The organism is Frigoribacterium sp. PvP054, from assembly GCF_040547465.1.
In the GTDB taxonomy this organism is placed as follows: domain Bacteria; phylum Actinomycetota; class Actinomycetes; order Actinomycetales; family Microbacteriaceae; genus Frigoribacterium.
The window spans coordinates 397,739-422,019 of sequence record NZ_JBEPPU010000002.1 but is presented as its reverse complement, the minus strand read 5'-3'; the positions used below and the strand labels follow the sequence as shown (position 1 = coordinate 422,019).

Genomic DNA, 24,281 nt, shown 5'->3' with positions numbered 1-24,281 from the left:
CGCGCCGCGGCCCCGTGCCCGGCGCGACCGGTCCGCCGCGGCGGGCCCGCCTCATCACGAAGGAGTGACATGAGCGACACCATCACCGCACCCGCCCCGGCCGCCGCCGAGGGCCCCGAGATCCACAAGGGCCTGGCCGGCGTCACGGTCGACCGCACGGCGGTCTCGAAGGTCGACGCGGCCAGCAACTCGCTGCTCTACCGGGGCTACCCGGTGCAGCAGCTCGCCGCCGGGCGCGACGTCGAGGACGTCGCCTGGCTGCTGCTGCACGGCGAGCTGCCGACCGCCGCCGAGCGTCGCGACTTCGACGCCGAGTTGCGGTCGCACCGCGCGCTCGCGCCCGGTCTGCAGCACCTGATCGACCTCGTCCCGACCTCGGCCCACCCGATGGACGTCGTCCGCACGGCGGTCAGCGCGATCGGCGCCGCCCGGCCCGAGCCGACGACCGGCGCCGGAGCCTACGACGCCGACGAGACGCGACGACTCGCCACGCACCTCTTCGCCGTGCTGCCGGCCGTCATCGCGTACGACCAGCGTCGTCGCCGCGACCTGCCGCCGGTGCCTCCGCGGGACGACCTCGGTTACAGCGCGGACTTCCTGCACCAGGTCTTCGACCGCGAGCCCGACGCGCTCGACGTCGACGCGTTCGACACGTCGATGACGCTCTACGCCGAGCACTCGTTCAACGCCTCGACCTTCACCGCGCGGGTCATCGCCTCGACGTTGTCCGACCTGCACTCGGCGATCGTCGGGGCGATCGGTGCCCTCAAGGGGCCGCTGCACGGCGGCGCGAACGAGGCGGCACTCGAGCTGCTCGACCGGGTCGGCCCCGCCGACGGCGCGGTGGCCTGGCTCGACGACGCGTTCGCCCGCAAGGAGAAGATCATGGGCTTCGGGCACCGGGTCTACAAGAACGGCGACAGCCGCGTCCCCACGATGGAGGACGCCCTCGGGCGTCTCGTCGACCGCGCCCGCGAGCAGGGCGACGAGCGCGTCGACGGGCTCAAGGCGACCTACGACGTCGTCGCCGCGACGGTCTTCGAGCGCAAGGGCCTGAAGCCCAACGTCGACTATCCCTCGGGTCTCGCGTACCACCTCATGGGCTTCAAGACGCCGGTGTTCACGCCGCTCTTCGTCGCGTCGCGGGTGCTCGGCTGGAGCGCGCACGTCATCGAACAGCGTGAGGCCAACTCGCTCATCCGACCGCTCAGCGAGTACGACGGAGCCGCGCTGAGGGACGTCCCCGCCCGCTGACGCCTACCGTGGCCCGCATGCCGAACCAGCTGCGAGACGCCGTCAGCCCGTACCTCCGGTCGCACGCCGACAACCCCGTCGAGTGGCGGGCCTGGGGGCCGGGCCCGTTCGCCGAGGCCGCCGAGCGCGACGTGCCCGTGATGGTCTCGATCGGCTACTCGACCTGCCACTGGTGCCACGTCATGGCGCGTGAGAGCTTCGCCGACCCCGAGGTCGCCGCCCAGCTCTCGGCCGGGTTCGTCTCGGTCAAGGTCGACCGCGAGGAGCACCCCGACGTCGACTCGAGCTACCTCGCGGCCGCGTCGGCGTTCACCGAGGGGCTCGGCTGGCCGCTGACCGTCTTCGTCACGCCCGAGGGTCGGCCGTTCTACGCGGGCACGTACTTCCCGCCGGTCCCGGTGCAGGGCCGACCGTCGTTCCGGCAGGTGCTGGACGCCGTCACCGACGCGTGGACGACCCGCCGCGGCGAGGTCGACGCGACCGCGTCGGCCGTCCAGGAGGCGCTGGCCGCGGGGGCGGCGTCGGTCACGGGCACCGCGCCTCCTCGCTCCGACGCCGGGGTCGCCCTGCCGGGACGGCCCGAGCTCGCCCACGCCGTCGCCCGCCTCGCCGCCCACGAGGACCGCGAGCACGGCGGCTTCGGCGGGGCGCCCAAGTTCCCCACGGCCCCGGCCCAGCTGGCGCTGCTCGCCCTCGGTGCCGGCGGAGACGACGGGGCGCTCGAGCTCGTGTCGCGCACCCTCGCCCGCATGGCCGCGTCGCCGCTGCGCGACCCGGTCGAGGGCGGGTTCTTCCGGTACGCGGTGCGCCGCGACTGGTCCGAGCCGCACTACGAGCGGATGCTCTACGACAACGCGCAGCTGCTGCTGGCGTACTCACGGCTGTCCGTGCTCGACCCGGCTCCCGTCGACGCGGGGCCTGCGGCCGACCCGGGCTCCGCGGCCGATCCGGGCTCCCGAGCCGACGCGAGCCCCGCTGTTGAACCGAACCCCGTTCCGAGGTCGGCAACTCAGGAGATCGTCGCCCCAGATCCGGTCCGAGTGGCCGCCGGCATCGCCGATTTCCTGAGTTCGCGACTGCGGACGGCCGACGGGGCCTTCGGCTCGGCGCAGGACAGCGAGAGCACGATCGACGGCGTCCGCGACGAGGGCGGCTACTACCGGCGCGACGCCGAGGGACGGGCGACGCTCGACCCTCCGCCCGTCGACGACAAGGTGCTGACCGGCTGGAACGGCCTGGCGATCTCCGCGCTCGCCGAGGCCGGCGCCCGGCACGACCGCCCCGAGTGGATCGACGCCGCGACCGCCGCGGCCGACCTGCTGCTCGCGCGGCACGTGACGGGCGACGGTCGACTGCTGCGCGCCTCCGTGGGGTCGGCCGTGTCGGCAGCGGTCGCGACCCTCGAGGACCACGGCCTGTTCGCCTCCGGCCTCCTGGCCCTGTCGTCGGCGACGGGCGAGGCCCGGTACGCGATCGCCGCTCGGGGGTTCGTCGACGCCTGCCTGCTGGACGAGGCCGACCCGCGGATCGTCACGGCACCGTCGGGCGGCGACCCGGTGCTCGTCGCGCAGGGCGTCGCGCTCACGAGCGACCCGAGCGAGGGGGCCCACCCGTCGGGGCGCAGCGCGATCGCGGCGGCGGCCCTGACGCTGCACCAGCTCACGGGGGAGGCGCGGTACCGCTCGGTCGCCGAGAGGCTCGTCGCCGAGGTGGCCGGCTCGGCCCTCGACAACCCGCTCGCCCACGGAGCCGCGTTCGGACTGCTCGTCTCGCTCGACGCACCGCTGACGCAGCTGGTCGTCGTCGAGCCGTCGGGTGCCGCCGCGACCGGCGGCGACGACGGCCTCGCGCGGCGGGCGCGCGATCTCGTCCGGCCCGGCAGCATCGCCGCGGTGCTGGACGAGGAGGCGCTGGTCGCCTTCGCGCACGCGGGCTTCGAGCTGTTCGCCGGTCGCTCGGCCCCCGGGCGAGTGCCCACCGCCTACCTGTGCCGCGACTTCGTCTGCCGCCTGCCCGTCACCGACGTGGGTGCACTCGACGACCTCCTCGCGGTCGACTGAGCGGGTCGTCGGGGGAGGGCGCCGGCGGCGTCAGGCGGCGACGGGGACGAGAGGCGCCGCGGGGTCGGTGACCCACTCGGCCAGCGAGCCGTCGTAGACCGAGACGTCGTGGCGACCGAGGACGGCGAACGCGAGGGCGTCGACGCTGGCCGACACCCCGGAGGTGCAGTAGACGACCGTGCGCGGCTCGTCGGGCACGAGCGCCACGCGCTCGCGCAGCACGGAGTCGCGGACGAGGGTGCCGTCGTCGGCCAGGAGGGACCCGGACGGGACGCTGACGCTGCCGGGGATGTGCCCGGCGCGTGCCAGCGGGCCCGAGACGCCGTCGAACTCGTCGCGGGGCGACGCGCAGACGAGGGTCGCGCGTTCGTCACCGGCCACCACGGACTCGACGAAGGCCTTGTCGACCCAGTGCCCGGGCCGCTCGGTCGCCACGAACCGCGCGGGGGTCGGCCGGACGTCGCCCAGGTCGTAGGGCTTGCCCTGGGCCAGCCAGTGCGACCACCCGCCGTCGAGGACCGCCACGGCGTCGTGGCCGTAGGCGCGGAACAACCACCACAGTCGCGAGGCCCACCGGCCGTCGAGGGTGTCGTAGACGACGACGGTGCTGCCGTTCGAGATGCCGAGGGCGGAGGTCGCGGCCTGGAACCGGTCGACGCCCGGTCGGGCGAAGGGCAGGTCGGAGCCGGGGTCGCTGAAGTCGGCGAGGAGGTCGGCGAGCACGGCCCCCGGCACGTGCCCGTCGCGTTCGAACCGGTCGCGCCCGGTCGCGTACGAGACGGACGCGGGGTCGGCGCCCCCGTCGCCGCCGACCTCGGCGAGCACGGTGGCGTCGACGATCGTCAGGTCGTCGGCGCCGAGGTGGTCGGCGAGCCACTGCGTCGAGACGACGGGTGAGGTGAGGACGGGTGCCATGGCGCCCACGGTAACGGCGGCCGGTGACATCGACCAGTGCGCGAGCAATGAAGCGTCACAACGTCGACCGCGTCGCCCGTGCCGGCGTCCGCGTGCCCGTCGACGGTCGAGCCGGGGGGTCGGCTCAGCGGCCGGCCTTCTTGGCGCTGATCACCCCGGTGTCGAAGCCCATCAGGTTGAGGCCCCCGTTGAACCGCGCGTGCTCGACCTTCATGCAGCGGTCCATCACGACGGTCAGGCCCTTCTCCTCGCCGTACCGCGCGGCCTCTTCGTCGTAGATGCCGAGCTGCACCCAGATCGTCTTCGCGCCGACGGCGAGCACGTCGTCGACGACCGACCGGATGTCGGACGCCTTGCGGAACACGTCGACGATGTCGGGCACCTCGGGCAGCGAGGCGAGGTCGGGGTAGGCCTTCTGGCCGAGGATCGTGTCGGCCCGGGGGTTGACGAAGTAGACGCGGAGGTCGGTGGACTGCTGCAGGTACGTGCCGACGAAGGAGCTCGACCGGCTCGGGTTCGGCGAGGCGCCCACCACGGCGACGCTCTTCGCGCCCCGCAGGATCGCCTGGCGCTCACGCGCCGTGGGCCCCACCCACGTGCGCTGCGACCTCAGCAGCTTGGCGAGGGGCGACGACGAGGGCAGCTCGCAGGTCAGGCCGTTGGTCAGCTGGGTGGTGACGGTGTCGGTCACGTCGGGTCACTCGCCTCTCGTCGCCGCGGCCAGCGCCTGGTCGAGGTCGTGGATGATGTCGTCGGGGTCTTCGATGCCGACGCTGATGCGCACCGAGCCGGGCAGCACGCCGGCGTCGACGAGCTGCTGCTCGCTGAGCTGGGCGTGGGTGGTCGAGCCGGGGTGGATCACGAGCGTCTTGGCGTCGCCGATGTTGGCGAGGTGGCTGGCGAGCTCGACCGACTCGATGAAGGTCTTGCCGGCCGGACGACCGCCCTTCAGCTCGAACGTGAAGACCGAGCCGGGGCCCTTCGGCAGGTACTTGGCCGCGCGCTCGTGGTGCGGGTGCCCGGGCAGCCCGGCCCACCGCACGCGCTCGATGCGCGGGTCGGCGTCGAGCCACTCGGCCACCTGCCGGGCGTTGTCGACGTGGGCCTGCATGCGGAACGGCAGGGTCTCGACGCCCTGCGCCAGCAGGAAGGCCGAGTGCGGGGCGAGGGCCGGGCCGATGTCGCGCAGCTGCTCGGCGCGCAGGCGGGTGAGGAAGGCGTACTCGCCGAAGTTGCCCGACCAGTTCAACCCGCCGTAGCTCGGCACGGGCTGGTCGAAGAGGGGGAAGCGCTCGCTGTCCCAGCCGAAGCGGCCCGACTCGACCACGACGCCGCCGAGCGTGGTGCCGTGCCCGCCGAGGAACTTCGTGGCCGAGTGCACGACGACGTCGGCGCCCCACTCGATCGGCCGGTTGAGGTACGGCGTCGCGATCGTCGAGTCGACGATCAGGGGCAGGCCGTGCGCGTGCGCGACGTCGGCGAGGCCCTCGAGGTCGGCGACCTCGCCCGACGGGTTGGCCACGGTCTCGACGAACAGCAGCTTCGTCTCGGGCGTGATCGCCGCGGCGTAGTCGGCCGGGTCGGAGGACTGCACGAAGGTCGTCTCGACGCCGAACCGGCGCAGGGTGACGTCGAGCTGGGTGATCGACCCGCCGTACAGGTTGGCGCTGGCGACGATGTGGTCGCCGGCGCCGGCGAGCGAGGCGAAGGTCACGAACTGGGCGCTGAGCCCGCTCGACGTGGCCACCGCGCCGAGTCCGCCCTCGAGGCTCGCGACGCGCTCCTCGAAGGAGGCGGTGGTCGGGTTGGCGAGGCGGCTGTAGATGTTGCCGTACTTCTGCAGGGCGAACCGCGCCGCGGCGTCTTCGGTGTCGTCGAACACGAACGCGCTCGACTGGTAGATGGGCAGCGCCCGAGCCCCCGTCGCCGCGTCGGGGATGTTGCCCGCGTGGATCGCCCGCGTGCGGAAGCCGTACTCACGATCTGCCATGTGCCCACGCTAGCCGCTGGTCGTCACGCGGGGACTCGCCGCGTCACACGGCGGAACAGAACCGGCCCGCGCCTCCCACCCGGGGACGAGACGTGGGGACCCCTCGGCGCCACGAGGCCGGGGCCGCTACTTCCAGCTGGGGATCCAGTAGTGCAGGCGGATGAACTCCCAGTCGGCGAGCTGGGCCGTCCAGAGCGGGTAGAAGAAGACCGAGACGGCGATCGCGGCCACGACGACGATCGCCGTCACGCCGATGCCGCTGAGTCGCCGCGACGGGTCGTCGCTGCGCCCGCCGAGGACGATGCCGAGCACGGCGGCGAGGCCGAGCACGAGGTAGGGCTCGAAGGCGATCGTGTAGAACTGGAACACCGTGCGGTCGGTGAACGCCAACCACGGCAGGTAGGCCGCCGCGACGCCGACCAGGATCGCCCCGTACCGCCACTCGCGGTGGCGGGCGACGCGGTAGACGAGGTACAGGCAGGCCGCGACGGCCGCGTACCAGATCAGCGGGTTGGCGATCGAGGTGATGGCCTCGCCGCAGCGGGCCACGTCGCACCCGCCCTGGCCCTCGTCGAACCCCTGGTAGTACATGCTCGTCGGTCGCAGCATGAGCAGCCAGGTGAGGGGGTTCGCCTGGTACGCGTGCGGCGTGTGCAGGCCCACGTTGAACCCGTAGACGCCCGCCTGGTAGTGCCAGAAGTTCTGCACCACGTCGGGCACCCAGGCCAGGGCGCCCGTCCAGCGGGTGCCGCCGTCCTCGACCCAGGTGCGGTAGTACCCGCCCGAGGTGACGAACCAGCCGGTCCAGCTCGCGAGGTAGGCCACCACGGCGATCGGCACGGTCAGCACGAAGCTCACCGGCGCCTGCTTGAACAGGGTGCCCGACAGCCAGAACTCGACCCCGGCGCGTCGACGCGCCAGCATGTCGACGACGACGGAGTAGACGGCGAAGAACGCCAGGAAGTACAGGCCGTTCCACTTGACGGCCGTCGCCAGGCCGCACAGGAGCCCGGCGGTCACCAACCAGGGACGCGACCACAGGGCAGGGCCCCAGGCGAGGTCGCGACCGGCGCCGCGCCTCCTCGCCCGCCAGGCCTCGAGCCGCCGGGCGCTCTGCCGACGGTCCAGCAGCACCGCACCGAACGCCAGCAGGCCGAAGAACATGACGAAGCCGTCGAGCAGCGCCACCCGCGACATGACGATCGCGTGCCCGTCGATCGCGAGGAAGAACCCGGCCAGCGTGCCGAGCAGCGTCGACCGCAGCAGCAGCGACCCGATGACCGCCACCAGCGCCACCGCCAGGATGCCGACGACCGCCGTGCTGATGCGCCAGCCCGCCGGGTCCTCGGGACCGACGGCGGCCATGCCCAGGCCGATCAGCCACTTGCCGAGCGGCGGGTGCGCCACGAACGACGGCGCTGCGAGGAACCCGTCGACCCCGCCCGCGGCGAAGGTCGGGTCGTAGTCGGCCGGCCACGACCCCTCGTACCCGAGGTTGAACAACGACCAGGCGTCCTTGACGTAGTAGGTCTCGTCGAACACCAGGGTCGAGGGCGTGTTCAGGTGCCACAGCCGCAGCGCGGCGGCGAGCAGGGTGACCGCGAGCGGGCCCGCCCAGGCCCAGGCGCGCCTCCTGGCCGGGGTGCGCAGCACCCGACCCCACCAGGCGTCGAGCCGGGTCGCGGGAGCCGTGCGGACCGGGGAGCGCGACGGGTCGACGCCGGGCGCCTCGCCGGTCGTCTCACCGGGCGCCGCCGTGGTCGAGGTGCCGGACGCCGCGGCCGGCGCGCCGACCGTCGGACGGGCAGGAGGCGCGGTGTCGTCCTCGACGAGCGCGTCGAATTCGCGCTCGGCCCCGGTCGTCATCGGGCCATCGTAATTGTGCGGTCCGGTGCCGGGGGACAATGGTCGGGTGATCGTGCTCGCCGCCACCCCCATCGGCAACCTCGGCGACGCCAGCCGCCGTCTGGTCGAGACGCTCTCGAACGCCGAGGTCGTCGCCGCCGAGGACACCCGGACGGCCATCCACCTGATGCGTGCCCTGGGCGTCGAGAACCGGCCGCGCCTCATCGCGCTGCACGAGCACAACGAGCGCGAGAAGGCGGGCGAGATCGTCGAGTTGGCCCGCACCACCGACGTCGTCGTCCTGACCGACGCCGGCATGCCCGCCATCAGCGACCCGGGGTTCCCGCTCGTCGAGGCCGCGGCCGCGGCCGGCGTGACGGTGACGTCGATCCCCGGCCCGTCGGCGGTGCTGACGGCGCTCGCGGTGTCGGGGCTGCCGACCGACCGGTTCGGCTTCGAGGGCTTCCTGCCGCGCAAGCAGGGCGACCGGCTGCGCGTGCTCGGCGCCCTCGCCGACGAGCGCCGCACGATGGTGTTCTTCGAGTCGCCCCACCGCCTGGCGGACTCGCTGGGCGACCTCGTCACGGCCCTCGGCGCCACGCGTCGGGTGGTGGTCTGCCGTGAGCTGACCAAGCTGCACGAAGAAGTGCGTCGCGGCACCGCGGCCGAGCTCGCCTCGTGGGCCGCCGAGGGCGTCCGGGGCGAGATCTGCGTCGTGGTCGAGGGCGCCCCCGAGCGCGTCGTCGACCTCGCGGCCGGGCTCGCGCAGGTGCAGGCGCTCGTCGCCGACGGCACCCGCCTGAAAGAGGCCACCACCGACGTGGCCGCCGCCACGGGGCTGTCGAGGCGCGACCTCTACCAGGCCGCCCTCGCCGCCCGTCCGCCCCGCGCGTAGGGCGGGCCGTACCCCGTCCAGCGCGGCGGGTGCAAGCTCGACGCAGGTGCGCGCCCGCCGGAGGCGCGGCCCCCCACGAGCAGGAGGCACGGCATGAAGGCGGTCCGTTTCGAGCAGTACGGCGACATCGACGAGCTCAAGGTCGAGCAGGTGGCGAAGCCCGAGGCGGGCCCGGGTCAGGTCGTGGTCGCAGTCAAGGCGGCCGGACTCAACCCCGGCGAGGCGGCGATCCGCGCGGGGCTCATGCACGACGCGTTCCCCGCGGCGTTCCCGTCGGGGCAGGGCACGGACTTCGCCGGCGTCGTCGACGAGGTCGGGGCGGGCGTCGACGAGTGGTCGGTGGGCGACGAGGTCGTCGGTTGGGCGAACCGGTCCTCGCACGCCGAGTTCGTCGTCGTCGACCACGACGAGCTCGTGGCCAAGCCCGAGAACGTCCCGTGGGAGGTCGCCGGCAGCATCAGCGTGACCGGCCCCACCGCGTACGCCGCCCTGCGCGCCGTGCAGGCGACCGAGGGCGACACGCTGGTCGTGTCGGCCGCGGCCGGCGGGGTCGGCGTGATGGTGTCGCAGCTCGCCGTGCTCGGCGGCCTCACGGTGATCGGCACCGCCAGCGAGCGCAACCACGACTTCCTGCGCCAGCTCGGCGTGACGCCCGTCGAGTACGGCGACGGCGTCGTCGACCGCATCCGCGAGGCCGCGCCGCAGGGCGTCGACGCGTACGTCGACTGCTTCGGCCACGGCAACGTCGGGTACGCGCTCGAGCTCGGCGTCGCCCCCCGGCGCATCGACACGATCATCGACTTCGCCGCGGCGGAGGAGCACGGCGTGAAGGCCGAGGGCAGTGCCCAGGCCACGAGCCAGGCCGTCCTGTCCGAGCTGCTCGACCTCATCTCGACGAACAAGATCATGGTGCCGATCGACGGCATCTTCCCGCTCGACGAGGTCAAGGACGCCTACCGCGACCTCGAGGACGGCCACGCCCGCGGCAAGTACGTCCTCGGGCTCGACGTCGTCGAGTACCCGGGCGAGCGCTCGGGCGACCGCGCCGGGTCGGACGACCGCACCGACGACCACCCCGCGACCTGACCGGCCGGGGCGCACCCGCGACCCCGGCGGTCGACGCGACCCGCGCCTCCTCGTCCCGACGACGGACGCAGGAGGCGCGGGTCGCGTCACTCCGTCGGTGCCCCCACCTAAGATGGTCCCCATGCCCGCCGGCGACTCCTTCTTCATCGCAACGCCCATCTTCTACGTCAACGACGTGCCGCACATCGGTCACGCCTACACCGAGGTCGCGGCCGACGTGCTCGCCCGGTGGCACCGTCAGCGGGGCGACGACGCCTGGCTGCTGACCGGCACCGACGAGCACGGCCAGAAGATCCTGCGCACCGCCACGAGCCACGGCGTGACGCCGCAAGAGTGGGCCGACAAGCTCGTCACCGAGGCCTGGAAGCCCCTGCTCGAGACGGTCGACATCGCCAACGACGACTTCATCCGCACCACCGACGCCCGCCACGAGGCCGGCGTGCAGAAGTTCCTGCAGAAGCTGTACGACGACGGCTTCATCTACCAGGGCGAGTTCGAGGGCTTCTACTGCGTCGGCTGCGAAGAGTACAAGCAGCCGAGCGACCTCGTGCCCGGCACCGGCGCCTACGAGGGCGAGCAGGTCTGCGCGATCCACAGCATCCCGGTCGAGGTGCTGCAAGAGAGCAACTACTTCTTCCGCATGAGCGACTTCGAGCAGCGCCTGCTCGACCTCTACGAGTCGCAGCCCGACTTCGTGCAGCCCGACTCGGTGCGCAACGAGGTCGTCTCGTTCGTCAAGCAGGGCCTGCGCGACCTCTCCATCTCACGTCAGAGCTTCGACTGGGGCGTCAAGGTGCCCTGGGACGAGAAGCACGTCGTGTACGTCTGGTTCGACGCCCTGCTGAACTACGTCACCGCGATCGGCTACGGCGTCGACGACGACGAGTTCGCACGTCGCTGGCCGGCCGTGCAGCTGGTCGGCAAGGACATCGTGCGGTTCCACGCCGTCATCTGGCCCGCCATGCTCATGGCCGCCGGGCTGCCCGTGCCGAAGAACGTCTTCGGGCACGGCTGGCTGCTCGTCGGCGGCGAGAAGATGTCGAAGTCGAAGCTGACCGGCATCGCCCCGCAGCAGATCACCGACGTCTTCGGCGCCGACGCGTTCCGGTACTACTTCATGCGCGCCATCACCTTCGGTCAGGACGGCAACTTCAGCTGGGAGGACATCGCGGCCCGCTACCAGGCCGAGTTGGCCAACGGCTTCGGCAACCTCGCCTCGCGCGTCGTCGCCATGGTCACGCGTTACTTCGACGGCGTCGTCCCGGTCGCGGGCGACCTGACCGAGGCCGACCTCGCCGTTCGCGAGACCGAACTGCGGGTCACCGCCGAGGCCGACGCCGCGATCGACCGGTTCGCCATCAACGAGGCCCTCGCCTCGATCTGGCAGCTGGTCGACCAGCTGAACGGCTACATCACCGAGCAGGAGCCCTGGGCCATCGCGAAGGACGACTCGCAGCGCGAGCGCCTCGGCACCGTCCTCGCCACGGCCCTGCGGGGCCTCGGCACGTTGACGGTGCTGCTGTCGCCGTTCGTCCCGACGGCCACGCACACCCTGTGGCAGTCCATCGGGCAGGGCGAGTTGACCAGCCAGCCCGTCGACCGGGCCGCCGAGTGGTCGAGCGCTCCGACGGTCCAGCCGCTCGCCGCCGGGCTCTTCCCCCGCATCGACCAGCCCGAGCCGGCGAAATGAGCGGTGCCACGCCCGCCGGCGAGCCCGCCAGCCACGTCCGGCACCGTTCGTCCGGCGGTGACCAGAAGCGCGACCTGACGTACCCCGCGCCTCCTCAGCCGCTCGTCGTCCCGGTCTACGACAACCACACGCACCTCGAGATCGCCGACGGCGTGGGGGACGACGGCGACGGCCCCCTCGACTACCGCGAGCACCTCGACCGCGCCTCGGCCGTCGGCGTCCGCGGCGTCGTCCAGGTCGGCACCGACCTCGAGACGTCACGGTGGTCGGCCGAGATCGCGAGCCGCGAGCCCCGCGTGCTGGCCGCCGTCGCGATCCACCCGAACGAGGCCCCGGCCCTCGCCGCCGCGGGCACGCTCGACGAGGCCCTGGCCGAACTCGACGAGCTCGCCGCCCGGCCCCGGGTGCGCGCCGTCGGCGAGACCGGCCTCGACTTCTTCCGCACCGGCGACGACGGTCGTGCGGCCCAGCTCGAGGCGTTCCGTGGTCACGTCGAGATCGCGAAGCGGCACGGCCTCGCCCTGCAGATCCACGACCGTGACGCCCACGACGACGTGGTCGACCTGCTGCTCGAGGTGGGCGCGCCCGAACGCACCGTGTTCCACTGCTTCAGCGGCGGGCCCGAGCTGGCCAGCATCCTCGCCGAGAACGGCTGGTACGCGTCCTTCGCGGGCACGGTGACGTTCAAGAACGCGCAGCCCCTGCGCGACGCGCTGGTGCAGCTGCCGCGCAACCTGATCATGGTCGAGACCGACGCGCCCTACCTGACCCCGGTGCCCTACCGGGGCCGGCCGAACGCGCCCTACCTGATCCCCTTCACGCTCCGCTCGATGGCCGAGACGATCGGCACCGACGTGTCGATGCTCGCCGCCCAGATCTCGTCGACGACCGAGCTCGTCTACGGCACCTGGGACAGCGAACCCGTGACGGTCGAGGGCTGATGTCGCGCGCCACCCTGCTCGGCCCCGCCGAGATCCGCGACCTCGCCGACCTGCTCGGCGTCCAACCGACCAAGAAGCTCGGCCAGAACTTCGTCCACGACGCCAACACGGTCCGCCGCATCGTCGCGGCCTCGGGCGTCTCGGCAGGCATGACGGTGGTCGAGATCGGCCCCGGGCTCGGCTCGCTCACGCTGGGGTTGCTCGAGGCGGGTGCCCGGGTCGTCGCCGTCGAGATCGACAAGCGTCTCGCCGAGCAGCTGCCGAAGACGGTGGCGATGCTGCAGCCGGCGGCCGACCTCACGGTCGTGGTCGACGACGCCCTCCGGGTCACGACGCTGCCCGACCGACCGACGCACCTCGTCGCCAACCTGCCGTACAACGTCAGCGTGCCGGTGCTGCTGCACTTCCTCGAGCACTTCGACGGGCTCGAGCACGGCCTGGTCATGGTCCAGGCCGAGGTCGGCCTGCGGCTCGCCGCCGAGCCGGGGTCGAAGGTCTACGGCGGCCCGAGCATCAAGGCGGCCTGGTACGGCGAGTTCCGGGCCGCGGGCCAGGTCAGCCGGCAGGTCTTCTGGCCGGTGCCGAACGTCGACAGCATCCTCGTGGCCTTCGACCGCAAGCCGGCCCGCGGCAGCGAACTCGAACGCCGGGCGACCTTCGCCCTCGTGGACGCGGCCTTCCAGCAGCGACGCAAGATGCTCCGCCAGTCGCTGTCGTCGCTGTACGGGTCGTCGTCCGCCGCGTCCGAGGCGCTCGAACGTGCCGGCCTCGCGCCCACGCAGCGGGGCGAGCAGCTGACCGTCGACGACTTCCTCGCCGTGGCCCGCGCCAGCGACGTCGACGCCCTCGCCGGGGCGTCGGTCTCGGCCGTCCTGCACGTCGACGAGGGCGAGGCCGGCTGAGCCGTGCCCCGACGCAAGGACGATCGCGGTGCCGCGTCCGCCGGCCCGGGTCCGGGTCCGGGTCCTGCGTCGAGCCCTGCCGATCAGCGGCGTGGTGACCAGCGTCTGAGCGATGCGCGACTGGGCTCCGGCACGGGGCGCAGTGCGGCCGAGTGGTTCGCGCGGCTCGACGCCGCGGGGGCGACGCGACTGTCGCACGAACAGATCTCGCGCCTCCTGGTCGACGAGTTCGAGGTCGTGCCCTGGTGGGCCGAGGGCATCACCGTACGGTACGAGCAAGAGCGCGGCGTCGAGCCGCCGGGGCGTCAGCCCGACGGCAGCTACGCGGTCACCGTGGGGCGGAGCCTGCGGGGTGCGCCCCTCGAGCTGCTCGACCTGGCGATCGACCGGTTCGCCGGGTACGCCGGCGGACGCCCCGTCGCCGTGGTCCGGTCGGCGGCCGGCCCGACCGCCGAGTGGGCCCTCGCGCACGGCGACACCCTGCACCTGCGCGTCGTGCCGTCCGGGGGGCCGAAGTGCTCGGTCACCCTGACCCAGGGCGGCCTGCGCCTGCCCGAGCGCGTCCAGCCCGTGAAAGAGGGGTTGACGCGGGCCTTCGGGGTCATGGGCGATCGCCAGAACTGACTAGGTTGGAACCATGACGTCCGTGGCCGCCCCGACCGTGGTCCACACGCGTGCACCGGGCAAGATCAACGTCTTCCTCGCCGTCGGCGACCTGCAGGACGACGGGTACCACGACCTCGCCACCGCGTACCAGGCCGTCTCGCTCTACGAAGACGTCCGGGCGCGTCACGCCGACGGGTTCACCGTCGCGGTCACGGGGGGTCCCTCGATCGACGTGTCCGGCGTGCCGACCGACGAGTCGAACCTGGCGATCAAGGCCGCCCGCCTGCTGGCCGAGACCACCGGCTACGCCGGGGGAGTCGCGCTGACCATCGACAAGGCCGTGCCCGTTGCCGGCGGCATGGGCGGCGGCTCGGCCGACGCGGCCGCCACCCTGCTCGCCTGCGACACCCTCTGGGGCACCGGCGTCGGCCGCGACGAACTGCTGCGGCTCTCGGCCCGGCTCGGGGCCGACGTCCCGTTCGCCTTCGCCGGCGGCACCGCGATCGGCACCGGCCGCGGAGACGAGCTCAGCCCGGCCCTGGCGAAGGGGCAGTTCCAGTGGGTGCTCGCCGTCGCCGACGTGGGCCTGTCGACGCCCCGCGTCTACGACGAGCTCGACGCACACCGCCGCCGCCACCAGGGCGAGATCCGGTCGGTGCGGCATCCCGTCGTCGACGCCGGCGTCCTGCACGCCCTGCGGGCCGGCGACCCCGGCATGCTCGCCGACGCGATGCACAACGACCTGCAGGCTCCGGCGTTGCACCTGCAGCCGGGCCTGGCCGAGGTGCTCGAGCTCGGCGAGGGCAACGGCGCGCTGGCCGGCGTCGTCTCGGGATCCGGACCGACGGTGGCGTTCCTCGCGCCCGACCTCGACGGCGCCCTCGAGCTGCAGATCGCCCTCAGCGCCGCGCGCCTCACGGTCGTGCGGGCCACGGGGCCCGTGCACGGCGCCCGCGTCGTCACCGACTGACCCGCCGCGGCCGCGGAGGCTGCTGCCGCAGGCCCTGAGACCCCAGGAAGTCACCGAGACCCCCGCGCGCGCAGGGGGGTCTCGGCGCGTTTCCGGGGTCTCGGCGACGGGCGGTCGTCCGGTGGGGTCAGCGCTCGTACTTGAGCACGTTGGTGCGCGTCAGGTGCCACTCGTCCGCGACGTGGAACCCCTTCGCGGCGAGGTCGGCCGTGACGCGAGGGCGCCAGTCCTGCTTGTCGCTCGTGATCAGCCAGACGACGTCGAGGTCGTCGGTGCGGTCGATGACGTCCTCGAGCGGGTGCTGGGTCTCCCACAGGCCCCCGGTCTCGGCGGCGGGCGTCTCGAGCGTGAAGTCCGACATGCCCTCGAACGCGGCGGGGTAGGTGTTCTCGATGATGCGCGAGGTGGCCTTGGGGTGCCTCCGGACCGGGCCGAACACGACGCCCTCGGTGGTGCCGGCCGGTTCGAGCGCTCGCTGCTCGGTGACGAGGTCGGCGACCTGGTTCCACGCGGCGCTGTCCTTCGCCTCGGGCTGCCGTTGGCGCTCCCAGGTCGGTGCGGTGAGCACGAGGGCGATCAGCAGCACGAGGGCGACGACGCGTCGCCAGGGGATCGCCGCCACCGCGACCGCCATCATGATGGCGACCGCCGGCGTGCCGAACGTGAGGTAGCGCGGCGAAAACAGGGGTTCGGTCACGAGCGAGACGCCGACGAGCCCGACGATCGGCACGACCATCCAGGGCAGGACGACGGCGACGAGGCCGCGGGCCCGCGGCACGAGGCCGGCGCCGACGACGACGAGGCTCGCGACCACGAGCAGCCAGCCGAACACGGCGAAGCGGTCGTTCTGGTAGAACCACTGCGTCGTGAGCACCTGGTTGATCGTGGCGAAGCCCGGTCGGTCGAGCCAGCCGACCTGGCCGCTCTGCTCGGACGTGAAGTACACCACCGGCAGGCTGGCGAGACCGGCCACGGCGGCGCCGCAGAACCACCCGACGAACGCGCCCCGCGCCCCGTGCGGGCCCCGGTCGCCGACGGGCGGGTGGGCCGCCGACCCGCCGGATGCCGTGCCGGGCAGCCCGGCGTCGGCCCGACGGCGGCGTTCGCGTCGCCACTGCAGCAGCAGCGTGACGCCGTGGCCGACCACCACGAAGGCGACGTACAGGAAGAACAGCACCGACACGACGGCGAGCACCGCGTAGCCCACCCACCAGCGCACGGCCGACGCGCGGGTGCGCGTCTCGCCCACCTCGGCGGTGCGACGGGCCGCCGTGACGAGCACGAGGGTGAGGGCGACGGCGAACATCGCCGAGAAGGCGTACGAGCGGCCCTCGCCGCCCATCCACGTCACCCGGGGGATCAGGCAGAACAGCAGGCCGGCCACGACGGCCGTCCGGCGGTCGGCGAGCGATCGGGCCAGCACCACCGTGAGGGCGGCGGCGAGACCCGTGACGATGGTGCTCGGCACCCTCAGGGCGACGGGTGAGTAGGGGAACACGTCGAACCAGAGGTGCATGAAGGCGTAGTACGTGGCGTGGACGAGGTCGACGGTCTGCACCATCTGCCAGAGCTGGCCCCAGCTGCGCGTGGCCGAGATGACCGTCGCCGCCTCGTCGTACCAGACCGAGGGCACCCAGAGGAAGGCACCCGAGATGGCGGCCGCCAGCACGCCGACCAGCAGGGCGTCGAGACGACCCCCGTGCAGGAGGCGCGCGAGGGTCGTGCTCCGCCCGGTGTCGGGCGTCGCGGATACAGTGGGCGCGGTCGATCGACCGTCGGCCCGGTTCTGGAGGTTCGTCATGTCGTCTCTTCCCCCTCTCGGCGGATCTCGCGCGCGACACGGTGGTGACGCGCCCGGGGTGGCCGCGCGCGGCGATGGCGCGCGCGGTGCCGACGTGCGCGACGGTGGACACGGCGGCGACCCCGCCGAGGGCGAGCGCTACTCGCGCAGCGTGCGCCTGCCGGGGTTCGGTCTGGGCTCCCAGGGGCGTCTGGCGACGTCGAGGGTGCTCGTGGTCGGGGCCGGCGGGCTGGGCGCGCCGGTCATCCAATATCTCGCAGCCTCGGGTGTGGGAACCCTGGGAATCGTCGACGACGACGCCGTCGACCTGTCGAACCTACAACGGCAGGTGCTGTTCCGGCCCGACCAGGTGGGGTTCCCCAAGGCCCGGGCGGCCGCCGACTGGGTGCGCGCCGCGAACCCCGACGTGACCGTCGTCGCCCACCCGTTCCGACTGGGCGAGCGCACGGTCGACCTGCTCGACGACTACGACGTGGTGGTCGACGGCAGCGACTCGTTCGACACCTGCTACCTCGTGGCGGACGCTGCGGCGGCGCGCGGCCTGCCCGTCGTCTGGGGCAGCGTCAACCGCTGGGACGGCCAGTTCAGCGTGTTCTGGGACGACGCCCCCGACGGCCGCGCGGTCGACTACCGCGACCTGCACCCGGCTCCGCCCGCCTCGGGCTGGGACGAGTCCTGCGCCGACGTCGGCGTGCTGGGGCCGCTCTGCGGCACCGTCGGCACGGGCATGGCGAGCGAGGTGGTCAAGCTGTTGACCGGTCTCGGCGAGCCGCTGCTCGGCCGGGTCGTGACGGTCGACGCCCTGGGCGGCACCTGGCGCGAGAGCCGTCTGGCCCGTGCCCCGCACCGGGCCGAGGCCCGGGCCACGGTGAACGCCGCGCGCCGCGCCTCCTCGGCCTCGCCGTCGGCCCCGAGCGGCGACGGGGCAGTCGCCGCGGCGACGACGGCCCACGGCGTGGGGCCCGACGTGGACGCCGACGGTCTTGCGGGCCTGCTGGAGGCGCGCGCGGCCGGTGACACCGCCTTCACGCTGCTCGACGTGCGAGAGGTCGACGAGCACGACTTCGCGCACATCCCGGGCGACGTGCTCGCGGCCGGGTACGGCACCCGCACGCGTCAACGGCCCGAGCTCGACCCGGGGCAGCCGGTCGTCGTGTACTGCGCGCGGGGTCCGCGGGCCCGGGCGGCCGCCGACCTGCTGGCCGGCGACGGCTACGACGTGTCGGTGCTGAACGGCGGCATGCTCGGGTGGCAGCTCGCGCAGGGCGCGCCGACGCCTCGCGCCTGACCCTTCGGGGCACCGAGGGCGGCCCCGGCGCCGAACCCGGTCTTCGGTCGGGGTCAGCCTCCGGCGAAGGGCGGCATGACGTCGATCACGGCGCCGTCGGGCACGAGCTGCTCGCGGTCGCGCGTGGTCAGGCCGTCGACCAAGAACGAGCAGCGCATCAGGACGTCACGGAAGTCCGCGGCCGAGGTGCCCTCGACGGGCCGGACCTCGGTCAGCAGGCGGCCGACCGTGGGGCGCTCGCCCGCGGGCACCTCGACGCGCTGCTCGTCGCGTCCCACGGCCGTGCGGGCGGCCGCGAAGAACCGCAGCGTCGCCGAGACGCCGGTGGCCGCGACGGAGGCCGCCGGGTCGTCGGCCGTCGCGACGGTCCCGGTGGTGGGGCGGGGGTCGGTGGTCGTCACGTCAGCCTCCGATGGCGCTCATGGTGCGTTCGGGTTGCACGAAGTCGGGGTCGTCGATGCCGTGGCCGGAGGGCTTGGCCCACATGGCTCCGCGCCAGGCGTCCGCGAGCTCGTCGTCGCTCGCGCCGCCGCGCAGCAGGTCGCGCAGCCCGGTCTCGCCGCCGCTGAACAGGCAGCTGCGGATGCCGCCCTCGGCGGTCATGCGCGTCCGTCGGCAGTCGGCGCAGAACGGCTCGCTGACCGAGGCGATGATGCCGACGCGGCCCGTCAGCCCGGCGTCGTCGCCGCGGCCCACGGCGTCGAACAGCTCGGCGGGCGCGCCGTCGCGGTCGACGTCGGCGGGGCTGAGGTCGAAGCGGGTGGCGATCAGCGAATGGATGTCGCGTGAGGTGACGAAGGAGGCGCGGTCCCAGCTCCGATCGGCGTCCAACGGCATCTGCTCGATGAAGCGCAGCTCGTGGCCGCCGCGCAGCGCCCAGGCCAGCAGGTCGGGTGCCTCGTGGTCGTTGACGCCCGGCAGCAGGACGGCGTTGATCTTGACCGGCGTGAGACCGGCGGCCGCCGCGGCGTCGACGCCGGCGAGCACCTTGTCGAGGAACGGTCGACGCGACACCTTCATGAACGTCTCGGCGTGCAGCGAGTCGAGCGACACGTTGACCCGGTCGAGCCCGGCGTCCGCGAGGGCCTGCGCCCGGTGGGCAAGGCCGATGGCGTTGGTCGTCAACGAGACCTCGGGTCGCGGCTCGATCGCGGCGACGCGGCGCACGATGTCGATCAGGTCCGCGCGCAGCAGGGGCTCGCCCCCGGTGAACCGCACCTGACGGACGCCGAGCGACCGGACGCCGATGCCGACCAGCCGGACGATCTCGTCGGCGTCCAGCGCCTGCTCCCGCGGCAGGGCCGGCAGGCCCTCGGCGGGCATGCAGTAGGTGCAGCGCAGGTTGCACTTGTCCGTCAGCGAGACGCGCAGGTCGGTCGCGGTGCGGCCGAAGCGGTCGAGCAGGCCCGGGGCGGCGGTGCTCGACGGCCGGGGCGGCAGCAGGGCGTCGGCGGAGGCCCGGCCGGGCATGGTGGGCAGTCCGAGCGAGACGGTCATCTGACGAGGTTAAGCCCGCCGGGCCGAACGTGCGGTGTCCGGTTCGGACGACCCGCGCCTCCGTTCGTTCCGCGGCCCTCGGTCAGCCGTCCGCGACGGGTCGAGGACGGCGTCGCACCAGTCGACGACCACCGGGTCGTGCGTGGCCACGACGACGGTCGTGCCGGCGTCGCGCAGCGTCGCCAGGGCGGCGAGGGCGAGGCCGCGGGCCCGGTCGTCGAGCGCCGAGGTCGGCTCGTCGGCGACGACGAGGCGGGGCCGTTGCGCGACGAGGCGGGCCAGGCCGACGCGTTGCCGTTCGCCCCCGCTCAGCGCCGCGACGAGGCTGCCCGCCCGGTCGTCGAGGTCGAGCATCGTCAGGGCCCGGTGCACGGCCGCGGCGCGGTCCCGTCGCGAGAGGCCGGCGGGGCGGACCACCCCCACGTTCTGGGCGACCGTCCAGTCGGGCACGAGCGTGCCGCACTGCAGCAGCACGCCGCAGGTGTTGCGGAGGAACGCCCGCAGCCGGGCCCGCCCCAGCGAGGTCACGTCGGTTCCGCCGAAGGTCACCCGGCCCTCGTCGGGGGCTCGGAGGCCCGCGAGGCACGCCAGCAGGGTGGACTTGCCGCTGCCGTTCGGCCCCACGACGGCCAGGGCCGAGCCCGGGTCGAGCGTCGTCGAGACGTCCGTCCAGAGCGTGCGTCCGCCCACGGTGGTGCCGAGCCGGTGGAGCGTCAGTCGGTCGGTGTCGGTCATCCGTCTTCTCTCGGGGTCAGGAGGCGCGGGCGGGGTGCCCACGCGCGTCGCGTCCACGACAGGGTCGCGACCCGCGTGGTGAGGTCGGTCGCCGTCAGGCCCAGGACGAGCAGGGCCGCCGACGTCGGGGCCAGGGGGCTGACCACGAAGCCGGCGGGGACCACCGCGACCGCGACGAGGGCGGCCGTGGCGGTGAGGCCGGCACCGACGGCGAGGTCGGCTGCGGACGCCCGCCCGGGGCGGCGCCCGGCGAGGGCGAGGGCGTCGGCCCGCGGACGTCGTCGGGCTGCGGTGGCCAGGGCCGTCGTGACGGTGCCGAGCACGAGCACGAGGCCCGTCGACGAGGCGACCACCACCGCGAGCAGGGTCTCCCGCCGGCTCGCTCGTAGGACGTCCTGTTGGTCGTCGGCGACGTTCTTCCAGGCGGAGACCAGCCCGCCGACCCCGGCCCGGGCGAGGTCGCGCTCGACGGCCCGGGGGTCGTCGAAGCCGATCCAGCCGTTGAAGGCCGAGACCGCGAGCATCTCGTCGGGCACGACGTCCAGCGGCAACTCGGCCTCGACCCGGACCGGCACGTCGATGCCGAACGGGCCCGAGGTGACTGGGCTCACCGGGGGCTCGTCCCCGGGCAGGTCGCGGAACTCGTACCGCCGGGCTGGTGCGGCCTGCCCGTCGACCGCCCAGTGCGTGTCGAGGACGAGGTCCAGCTCGGCCCGCGCCGCCTCACGGTCGGCCGGCCGGGCGTCGACGCGCACGAGAGGGGTGTCGGGGTCGGCGCCACCGGTCGTGCTCGGCGGGGCCAGGTGGAGCACCATGCCGGGCACGATCGTGGGGTCGGCCAGCCGGGCGCGCCCGGTCGCGAGCTGGTGACGAGCGATCGGACCGAGCTGCCGCGGGAACTCCTCCTCGGTGGCGCCGGCGACCCCGACCCACATCGACCACCACCGCGACGCGTCGGGGTCGGCCGCCACCGTCCGGTCGACCTGCCGCGTCGCGTCGAGGGCGGTCGTGGCAACGCCGACGCCCGCGACGACGACGAGGACCAGGCCGACGTGCAGGGCGATCGGCAGCGCCTCGCGACGGAGGGCGTCGAGGCGGCCGACCGTGGTCGCCACCAGACGCCGGGGCGCGGTGGCGGGCAGCGCGACCAGGTGGACGGCCAGCACCCCGGCCGTCGTGACGGCGGCGAGGGCGGACCACAGGGGCAGCACCACCTCGGGTCGACGGTGGTCGGCGACCACGACCCAGGCGCCGAGGACGACGCCGGTGGCCACGAGCACCACGGCGCCGGTCGCGACGGCGACGGGTGCCAGGTCGCGTCCCCGGGAGCGCCACGAGGGCCAGCCGACCACGGTGCGGAGTGCGGTGGACGCACGTCGTCGTTGTCCCTGACGGGCGGCCGTCGCGAGCAGCAGGACGGCGACGCCCACGGTGACGAGTGCGACGGGCCTGCTGCGCAGGACGGCGGGCACCGTCCCGACCAGGGACTGCCGCGCGTCCTGTGGTGCGAACCCGGCGTCGTCGAGGCGGTCGAGCAGCCTCGTGAAGTCGGCACCCGTGGCGTCGGTCGTGTACGAGCCTCGCAGCTCGCGGTCGCCGAGATCGCCGTCAGGGTGGACGACGTGCGACAACCAGGGGGTGACGGGCTGCTCGTCGGCACCCCGGAGCGGGTACACGTGCGTCACGGTCTCGGGGGCCCACGGGTCGGCCTCGACGTGGGCGAGGTCGACGCCGAGTCCGTCGGCCACCCGACCCAGGGTGGCGGCGGGGTCGGGGTCGACGGTCAGGGGTGGCACGGCGGCCAGCACGAAGGCGTTGCCGAGGGGGCGCGACCCGAACGCCTCGCTCTCGGCGAGGGCGTGGAGCCCCACGACGGTCGCCGCGGCGACCGCCGCCACGACCCCGAGGACGGTCGTGGCGGCGAGCCGCGTGCTCAGCGGACGTTCCAGAACGCGGTGTTGCCGCCGGTGCTCTTGGTGCGCGTGGCGACGGCGAGGTAGCCCGGCGCCCTCCATCCTGACGAGAGGCAGCGACCCTGGCTCGCGCAGGCCGTGGCGCTGTGCTGACGCGAGGCGTGCTGGTACTTCGAGTACACCGTCGAGTTCGTGACGCCGTACTGCCAGTACCCGCCCCCGACGTACCCGGAGCCGCGGGTCGAGGGGCCGTCGGCCGGGGCCGAGCCCGACGCGGCCGCCTCGTCGGACGCCGAGGAGGCAGCCGCCGGTGCGGGGGCCGCCACCGCGGCCGGCGCGACCCCGATGCCGACGCCGACCACCGCGGCGACGGCGAGGCTCGCGGCCGCGACCGACAGGCGACCGAGGACAGGCGAGGGGTGGGGTGTGGACATGGTCGTTCTCCGTTCGTCATGATCGTCCGTCCGTCGGAAGATCACATGACGATGGCATTAAAAACGACCCATTGCAATACGACTGTTCGCATGCAGAATCCATGATCCCGATATCCGATAACACGAGTGGCTCGCTTGTCATGTGACGCATGCGAGACCGCTCCTGCGGAGCTAGGGTGGTCGCCATGTCGCAGATACGGATCAAGGACGCCGCAGCCTTCCTCGGCGTCAGTGACGACACCGTCCGACGCTGGGTCGACCTCGGCCTGCTCACGAGCGAGAAGGACGCGGCCGGCCGGGGTGTCGTCGACGGCCTGTCGCTCGCGCGCCTCGCCCGCGAGAACGCCGTCCTGCCCGCCGACCCCTCCGAGATCGGTCGCTCGGCACGCAACCGGCTCGTCGGAATCGTCACCGGGGTCACCGCCGACCGGGTGATGGCTCAGGTCGAGCTGCAGTGCGGCCCGCACCGCATCGTCTCGCTGATGAGCAGCGAGGCCGTCCGCGAGTTGGGTCTCGAACCCGGCTCGGTGGCCGTCGCCGTCGTGAAGGCCACGACCGTCATCATCGAGACCCCCGGCGGGAAGGCCTGACCCGTGAGAAGACCCCCCACGATCGTCGAGACGCTCGCCGGAACCGTCGCGCTGGCGACCTCGCTCGCCCTGACGGGCTGCTCGGGCGCGACCGTCGACCCGGCGACCAGCGCGACCCCGACCGCCTCCGGCTCGGCGCTCGACGGGTCGATCACCGTCTACGCCGCTGCGTCGCTCAAGACCACGTTCACCGAGCTGGCCGACGACTTCGAGGAGGCGAACCCCGGCACGACGGTCGAGCTCACCTTCGCGGGCTCGTCCGACCTCGTCACGCAGATCACCGAGGGCGCCCCCGCCGACGTCTTCGCCTCGGCGGACGAGAAGAACATGACGAAGCTGACCGACGCCGGGCTCGTCGAGTCGTCCGCACCCGAGGACTTCGCGACCAACGTCCTCACCATCGCCGTGCCTCCGTCGAATCCGGCGGGCGTGACGAGCCTCGCCGACCTCGCGGAGCCCGACGTGAAGACCGTGGTCTGCGCCCCCCAGGTGCCCTGCGGCGCGGCCACGGTCGCGGTCGAACGGGCCGCCGGCGTCACGATCTCGCCCGTCAGCGAAGAATCGTCGGTCACCGACGTGCTGGGCAAGGTCACCTCGGGCGAGGCCGACGCCGGCCTGGTCTACGTGACCGACGTCGAGGCGGCCGGCGACAGCGTCGAGGGCGTCCCGTTCGCCGAATCCGACCAGGCCGTCAACACGTACCCGATCGCCCCCGTGGCCGACACGGCGGACCCCGAGGTCGCCCGGGCGTTCGTCGCCCTCGTCACGGGCGAGGTGGGCCAGGGCGTGCTGCGGGGCGCCGGTTTCGGCGCGCCGTGACGTCCTCGTCGTGACCCCCAGAGCGCGGACGCCCCGGCCCGAGGTGACGC

The 24,281-nt window shown here is 73.6% G+C and carries 22 protein-coding genes; 12 read left to right on the top strand and 10 right to left on the bottom strand.

What is annotated here, in order from left to right; all coding sequences use genetic code 11:
- Nucleotides 1-69: 69 nt before the first annotated feature.
- Complete coding sequence (locus ABID81_RS04765; RefSeq protein WP_354593664.1) at nucleotides 70-1,254, top strand: bifunctional 2-methylcitrate synthase/citrate synthase; 1,185 nt, start codon at nucleotides 70-72, stop codon at nucleotides 1,252-1,254.
- 17 nt (nucleotides 1,255-1,271) lie between these two features.
- On the top strand, nucleotides 1,272-3,314 hold the full coding sequence (locus ABID81_RS04760) for a thioredoxin domain-containing protein (protein WP_354593663.1): 2,043 nt from the start codon (nucleotides 1,272-1,274) through the stop codon (nucleotides 3,312-3,314).
- A 30-nt stretch (nucleotides 3,315-3,344) separates the two neighbouring features.
- On the opposite strand, the gene ABID81_RS04755 is transcribed toward ABID81_RS04760, so the two are convergent.
- The 4 genes from ABID81_RS04755 to ABID81_RS04740 form a co-directional block, all read right to left on the bottom strand.
- On the bottom strand, nucleotides 3,345-4,229 hold the full coding sequence (locus ABID81_RS04755; protein ID WP_354593662.1) for a sulfurtransferase: 885 nt from the start codon (nucleotides 4,227-4,229) through the stop codon (nucleotides 3,345-3,347).
- Between the two features lie 124 nt (nucleotides 4,230-4,353).
- Entirely contained in the window at nucleotides 4,354-4,920 is a 567-nt protein-coding gene (locus ABID81_RS04750) for a CoA-binding protein (RefSeq protein ID WP_354593661.1), read from the bottom strand.
- A 6-nt stretch (nucleotides 4,921-4,926) separates the two neighbouring features.
- Entirely contained in the window at nucleotides 4,927-6,219 is a 1,293-nt protein-coding gene (locus ABID81_RS04745) for an O-acetylhomoserine aminocarboxypropyltransferase/cysteine synthase family protein (RefSeq protein ID WP_354593660.1), read from the bottom strand.
- Nucleotides 6,220-6,345: 126 nt separating this feature from the next.
- A complete protein-coding gene (locus ABID81_RS04740) occupies nucleotides 6,346-8,085 on the bottom strand; it encodes a dolichyl-phosphate-mannose--protein mannosyltransferase (RefSeq protein WP_354593659.1) in 1,740 nt (579 codons plus the stop codon).
- 46 nt (nucleotides 8,086-8,131) lie between these two features.
- On the opposite strand from ABID81_RS04740, the gene rsmI reads away from it, so the two are divergent.
- From rsmI to ABID81_RS04705, 7 genes are all read left to right on the top strand, one after another.
- Nucleotides 8,132-8,959 (top strand): 16S rRNA (cytidine(1402)-2'-O)-methyltransferase, encoded by an 828-nt coding sequence (gene rsmI / locus ABID81_RS04735; RefSeq protein WP_354593658.1) that lies wholly within the window; start codon nucleotides 8,132-8,134, stop codon nucleotides 8,957-8,959.
- Nucleotides 8,960-9,052: 93 nt separating this feature from the next.
- Entirely contained in the window at nucleotides 9,053-10,045 is a 993-nt protein-coding gene (locus ABID81_RS04730; protein ID WP_354593657.1) for an NADP-dependent oxidoreductase, read from the top strand.
- Nucleotides 10,046-10,166: 121 nt separating this feature from the next.
- Nucleotides 10,167-11,735, top strand: coding sequence for a methionine--tRNA ligase (gene metG / locus ABID81_RS04725; RefSeq protein ID WP_354593656.1), 1,569 nt, complete (start codon nucleotides 10,167-10,169; stop codon nucleotides 11,733-11,735).
- Nucleotides 11,732-12,676 (top strand): TatD family hydrolase, encoded by a 945-nt coding sequence (locus ABID81_RS04720; protein ID WP_354593655.1) that lies wholly within the window; start codon nucleotides 11,732-11,734, stop codon nucleotides 12,674-12,676. The genes metG and ABID81_RS04720 overlap by 4 nt, the downstream gene beginning before the upstream one ends.
- Nucleotides 12,676-13,578 carry a 16S rRNA (adenine(1518)-N(6)/adenine(1519)-N(6))-dimethyltransferase RsmA gene (gene rsmA, locus ABID81_RS04715; protein WP_354593654.1) on the top strand — a complete coding sequence of 301 codons (903 nt, stop codon included), beginning with the start codon at nucleotides 12,676-12,678 and terminating at the stop codon, nucleotides 13,576-13,578. The genes ABID81_RS04720 and rsmA overlap by 1 nt, the downstream gene beginning before the upstream one ends.
- A 3-nt stretch (nucleotides 13,579-13,581) precedes the next feature.
- Nucleotides 13,582-14,202 (top strand): hypothetical protein, encoded by a 621-nt coding sequence (locus tag ABID81_RS04710; protein ID WP_354593653.1) that lies wholly within the window; start codon nucleotides 13,582-13,584, stop codon nucleotides 14,200-14,202.
- Nucleotides 14,203-14,215: 13 nt separating this feature from the next.
- On the top strand, nucleotides 14,216-15,154 hold the full coding sequence (locus ABID81_RS04705) for a 4-(cytidine 5'-diphospho)-2-C-methyl-D-erythritol kinase (RefSeq protein WP_354593652.1): 939 nt from the start codon (nucleotides 14,216-14,218) through the stop codon (nucleotides 15,152-15,154).
- A 127-nt stretch (nucleotides 15,155-15,281) separates the two neighbouring features.
- Here ABID81_RS04705 and ABID81_RS04700 read toward each other — a convergent pair whose 3' ends face one another.
- On the bottom strand, nucleotides 15,282-16,955 hold the full coding sequence (locus ABID81_RS04700; protein ID WP_354593651.1) for a glycosyltransferase family 39 protein: 1,674 nt from the start codon (nucleotides 16,953-16,955) through the stop codon (nucleotides 15,282-15,284).
- 94 nt (nucleotides 16,956-17,049) lie between these two features.
- On the opposite strand from ABID81_RS04700, the gene ABID81_RS04695 reads away from it, so the two are divergent.
- The gene (locus ABID81_RS04695; protein ID WP_354593650.1) at nucleotides 17,050-18,243 is read left to right on the top strand and encodes a ThiF family adenylyltransferase; all 1,194 of its coding nucleotides are present in this window, start codon (nucleotides 17,050-17,052) and stop codon (nucleotides 18,241-18,243) included.
- A 53-nt stretch (nucleotides 18,244-18,296) separates the two neighbouring features.
- Here the strand turns inward: ABID81_RS04695 and ABID81_RS04690 are convergent, their stop codons facing one another.
- From ABID81_RS04690 to ABID81_RS04670, 5 genes are read right to left on the bottom strand one after another with little or no spacing between them, the layout of a single operon-like run.
- Nucleotides 18,297-18,644: a MoaD/ThiS family protein gene (locus ABID81_RS04690; protein ID WP_354593649.1), complete on the bottom strand. Its 348-nt coding sequence runs from the start codon at nucleotides 18,642-18,644 to the stop codon at nucleotides 18,297-18,299.
- 1 nt (nucleotide 18,645) lies between these two features.
- On the bottom strand, nucleotides 18,646-19,740 hold the full coding sequence (gene moaA / locus ABID81_RS04685; protein ID WP_488628111.1) for a GTP 3',8-cyclase MoaA: 1,095 nt from the start codon (nucleotides 19,738-19,740) through the stop codon (nucleotides 18,646-18,648).
- Nucleotides 19,741-19,749: 9 nt separating this feature from the next.
- Nucleotides 19,750-20,475, bottom strand: coding sequence for an ABC transporter ATP-binding protein (locus ABID81_RS04680; RefSeq protein ID WP_354593648.1), 726 nt, complete (start codon nucleotides 20,473-20,475; stop codon nucleotides 19,750-19,752).
- A complete protein-coding gene (locus tag ABID81_RS04675; protein WP_354593647.1) occupies nucleotides 20,472-22,373 on the bottom strand; it encodes an amino acid adenylation domain-containing protein in 1,902 nt (633 codons plus the stop codon). The genes ABID81_RS04680 and ABID81_RS04675 overlap by 4 nt, the downstream gene beginning before the upstream one ends.
- 35 nt (nucleotides 22,374-22,408) lie before the next feature.
- Entirely contained in the window at nucleotides 22,409-22,822 is a 414-nt protein-coding gene (locus ABID81_RS04670) for a lactococcin 972 family bacteriocin (RefSeq protein ID WP_354593646.1), read from the bottom strand.
- A gap of 185 nt (nucleotides 22,823-23,007) precedes the next feature.
- Here ABID81_RS04670 and ABID81_RS04665 point away from each other — a divergent pair, with 185 nt between their 5' ends.
- Together ABID81_RS04665 and modA are read left to right on the top strand one after the other, a co-directional pair.
- The gene (locus ABID81_RS04665; protein WP_354593645.1) at nucleotides 23,008-23,412 is read left to right on the top strand and encodes a TOBE domain-containing protein; all 405 of its coding nucleotides are present in this window, start codon (nucleotides 23,008-23,010) and stop codon (nucleotides 23,410-23,412) included.
- Nucleotides 23,413-23,415: 3 nt separating this feature from the next.
- Nucleotides 23,416-24,231 carry a molybdate ABC transporter substrate-binding protein gene (gene modA, locus ABID81_RS04660; RefSeq protein ID WP_354593644.1) on the top strand — a complete coding sequence of 272 codons (816 nt, stop codon included), beginning with the start codon at nucleotides 23,416-23,418 and terminating at the stop codon, nucleotides 24,229-24,231.
- Nucleotides 24,232-24,281 lie beyond the last annotated feature (50 nt).

Bases quoted from the DNA above. Each gene is read 5' to 3' on its own strand.
- ABID81_RS04705 (WP_354593652.1), top strand. From the start codon at position 14,216: ATGACGTCCGTGGCCGCCCCGACCGTGGTCCACACGCGTGCACCGGGC.
- ABID81_RS04680 (WP_354593648.1), bottom strand. From the start codon at position 20,475: ATGACCGACACCGACCGACTGACGCTCCACCGGCTCGGCACCACCGTG.
- ABID81_RS04720 (WP_354593655.1), top strand. From the start codon at position 11,732: ATGAGCGGTGCCACGCCCGCCGGCGAGCCCGCCAGCCACGTCCGGCAC.
- metG (WP_354593656.1), top strand. From the start codon at position 10,167: ATGCCCGCCGGCGACTCCTTCTTCATCGCAACGCCCATCTTCTACGTC.
- ABID81_RS04700 (WP_354593651.1), bottom strand. From the start codon at position 16,955: ATGACGAACCTCCAGAACCGGGCCGACGGTCGATCGACCGCGCCCACT.
- ABID81_RS04755 (WP_354593662.1), bottom strand. From the start codon at position 4,229: ATGGCACCCGTCCTCACCTCACCCGTCGTCTCGACGCAGTGGCTCGCC.
- ABID81_RS04760 (WP_354593663.1), top strand. From the start codon at position 1,272: ATGCCGAACCAGCTGCGAGACGCCGTCAGCCCGTACCTCCGGTCGCAC.
- moaA (WP_488628111.1), bottom strand. From the start codon at position 19,740: ATGACCGTCTCGCTCGGACTGCCCACCATGCCCGGCCGGGCCTCCGCC.
- ABID81_RS04745 (WP_354593660.1), bottom strand. From the start codon at position 6,219: ATGGCAGATCGTGAGTACGGCTTCCGCACGCGGGCGATCCACGCGGGC.
- ABID81_RS04665 (WP_354593645.1), top strand. From the start codon at position 23,008: ATGTCGCAGATACGGATCAAGGACGCCGCAGCCTTCCTCGGCGTCAGT.
- ABID81_RS04670 (WP_354593646.1), bottom strand. From the start codon at position 22,822: ATGTCCACACCCCACCCCTCGCCTGTCCTCGGTCGCCTGTCGGTCGCG.
- rsmA (WP_354593654.1), top strand. From the start codon at position 12,676: ATGTCGCGCGCCACCCTGCTCGGCCCCGCCGAGATCCGCGACCTCGCC.
- ABID81_RS04765 (WP_354593664.1), top strand. From the start codon at position 70: ATGAGCGACACCATCACCGCACCCGCCCCGGCCGCCGCCGAGGGCCCC.
- ABID81_RS04740 (WP_354593659.1), bottom strand. From the start codon at position 8,085: ATGACGACCGGGGCCGAGCGCGAATTCGACGCGCTCGTCGAGGACGAC.
- ABID81_RS04730 (WP_354593657.1), top strand. From the start codon at position 9,053: ATGAAGGCGGTCCGTTTCGAGCAGTACGGCGACATCGACGAGCTCAAG.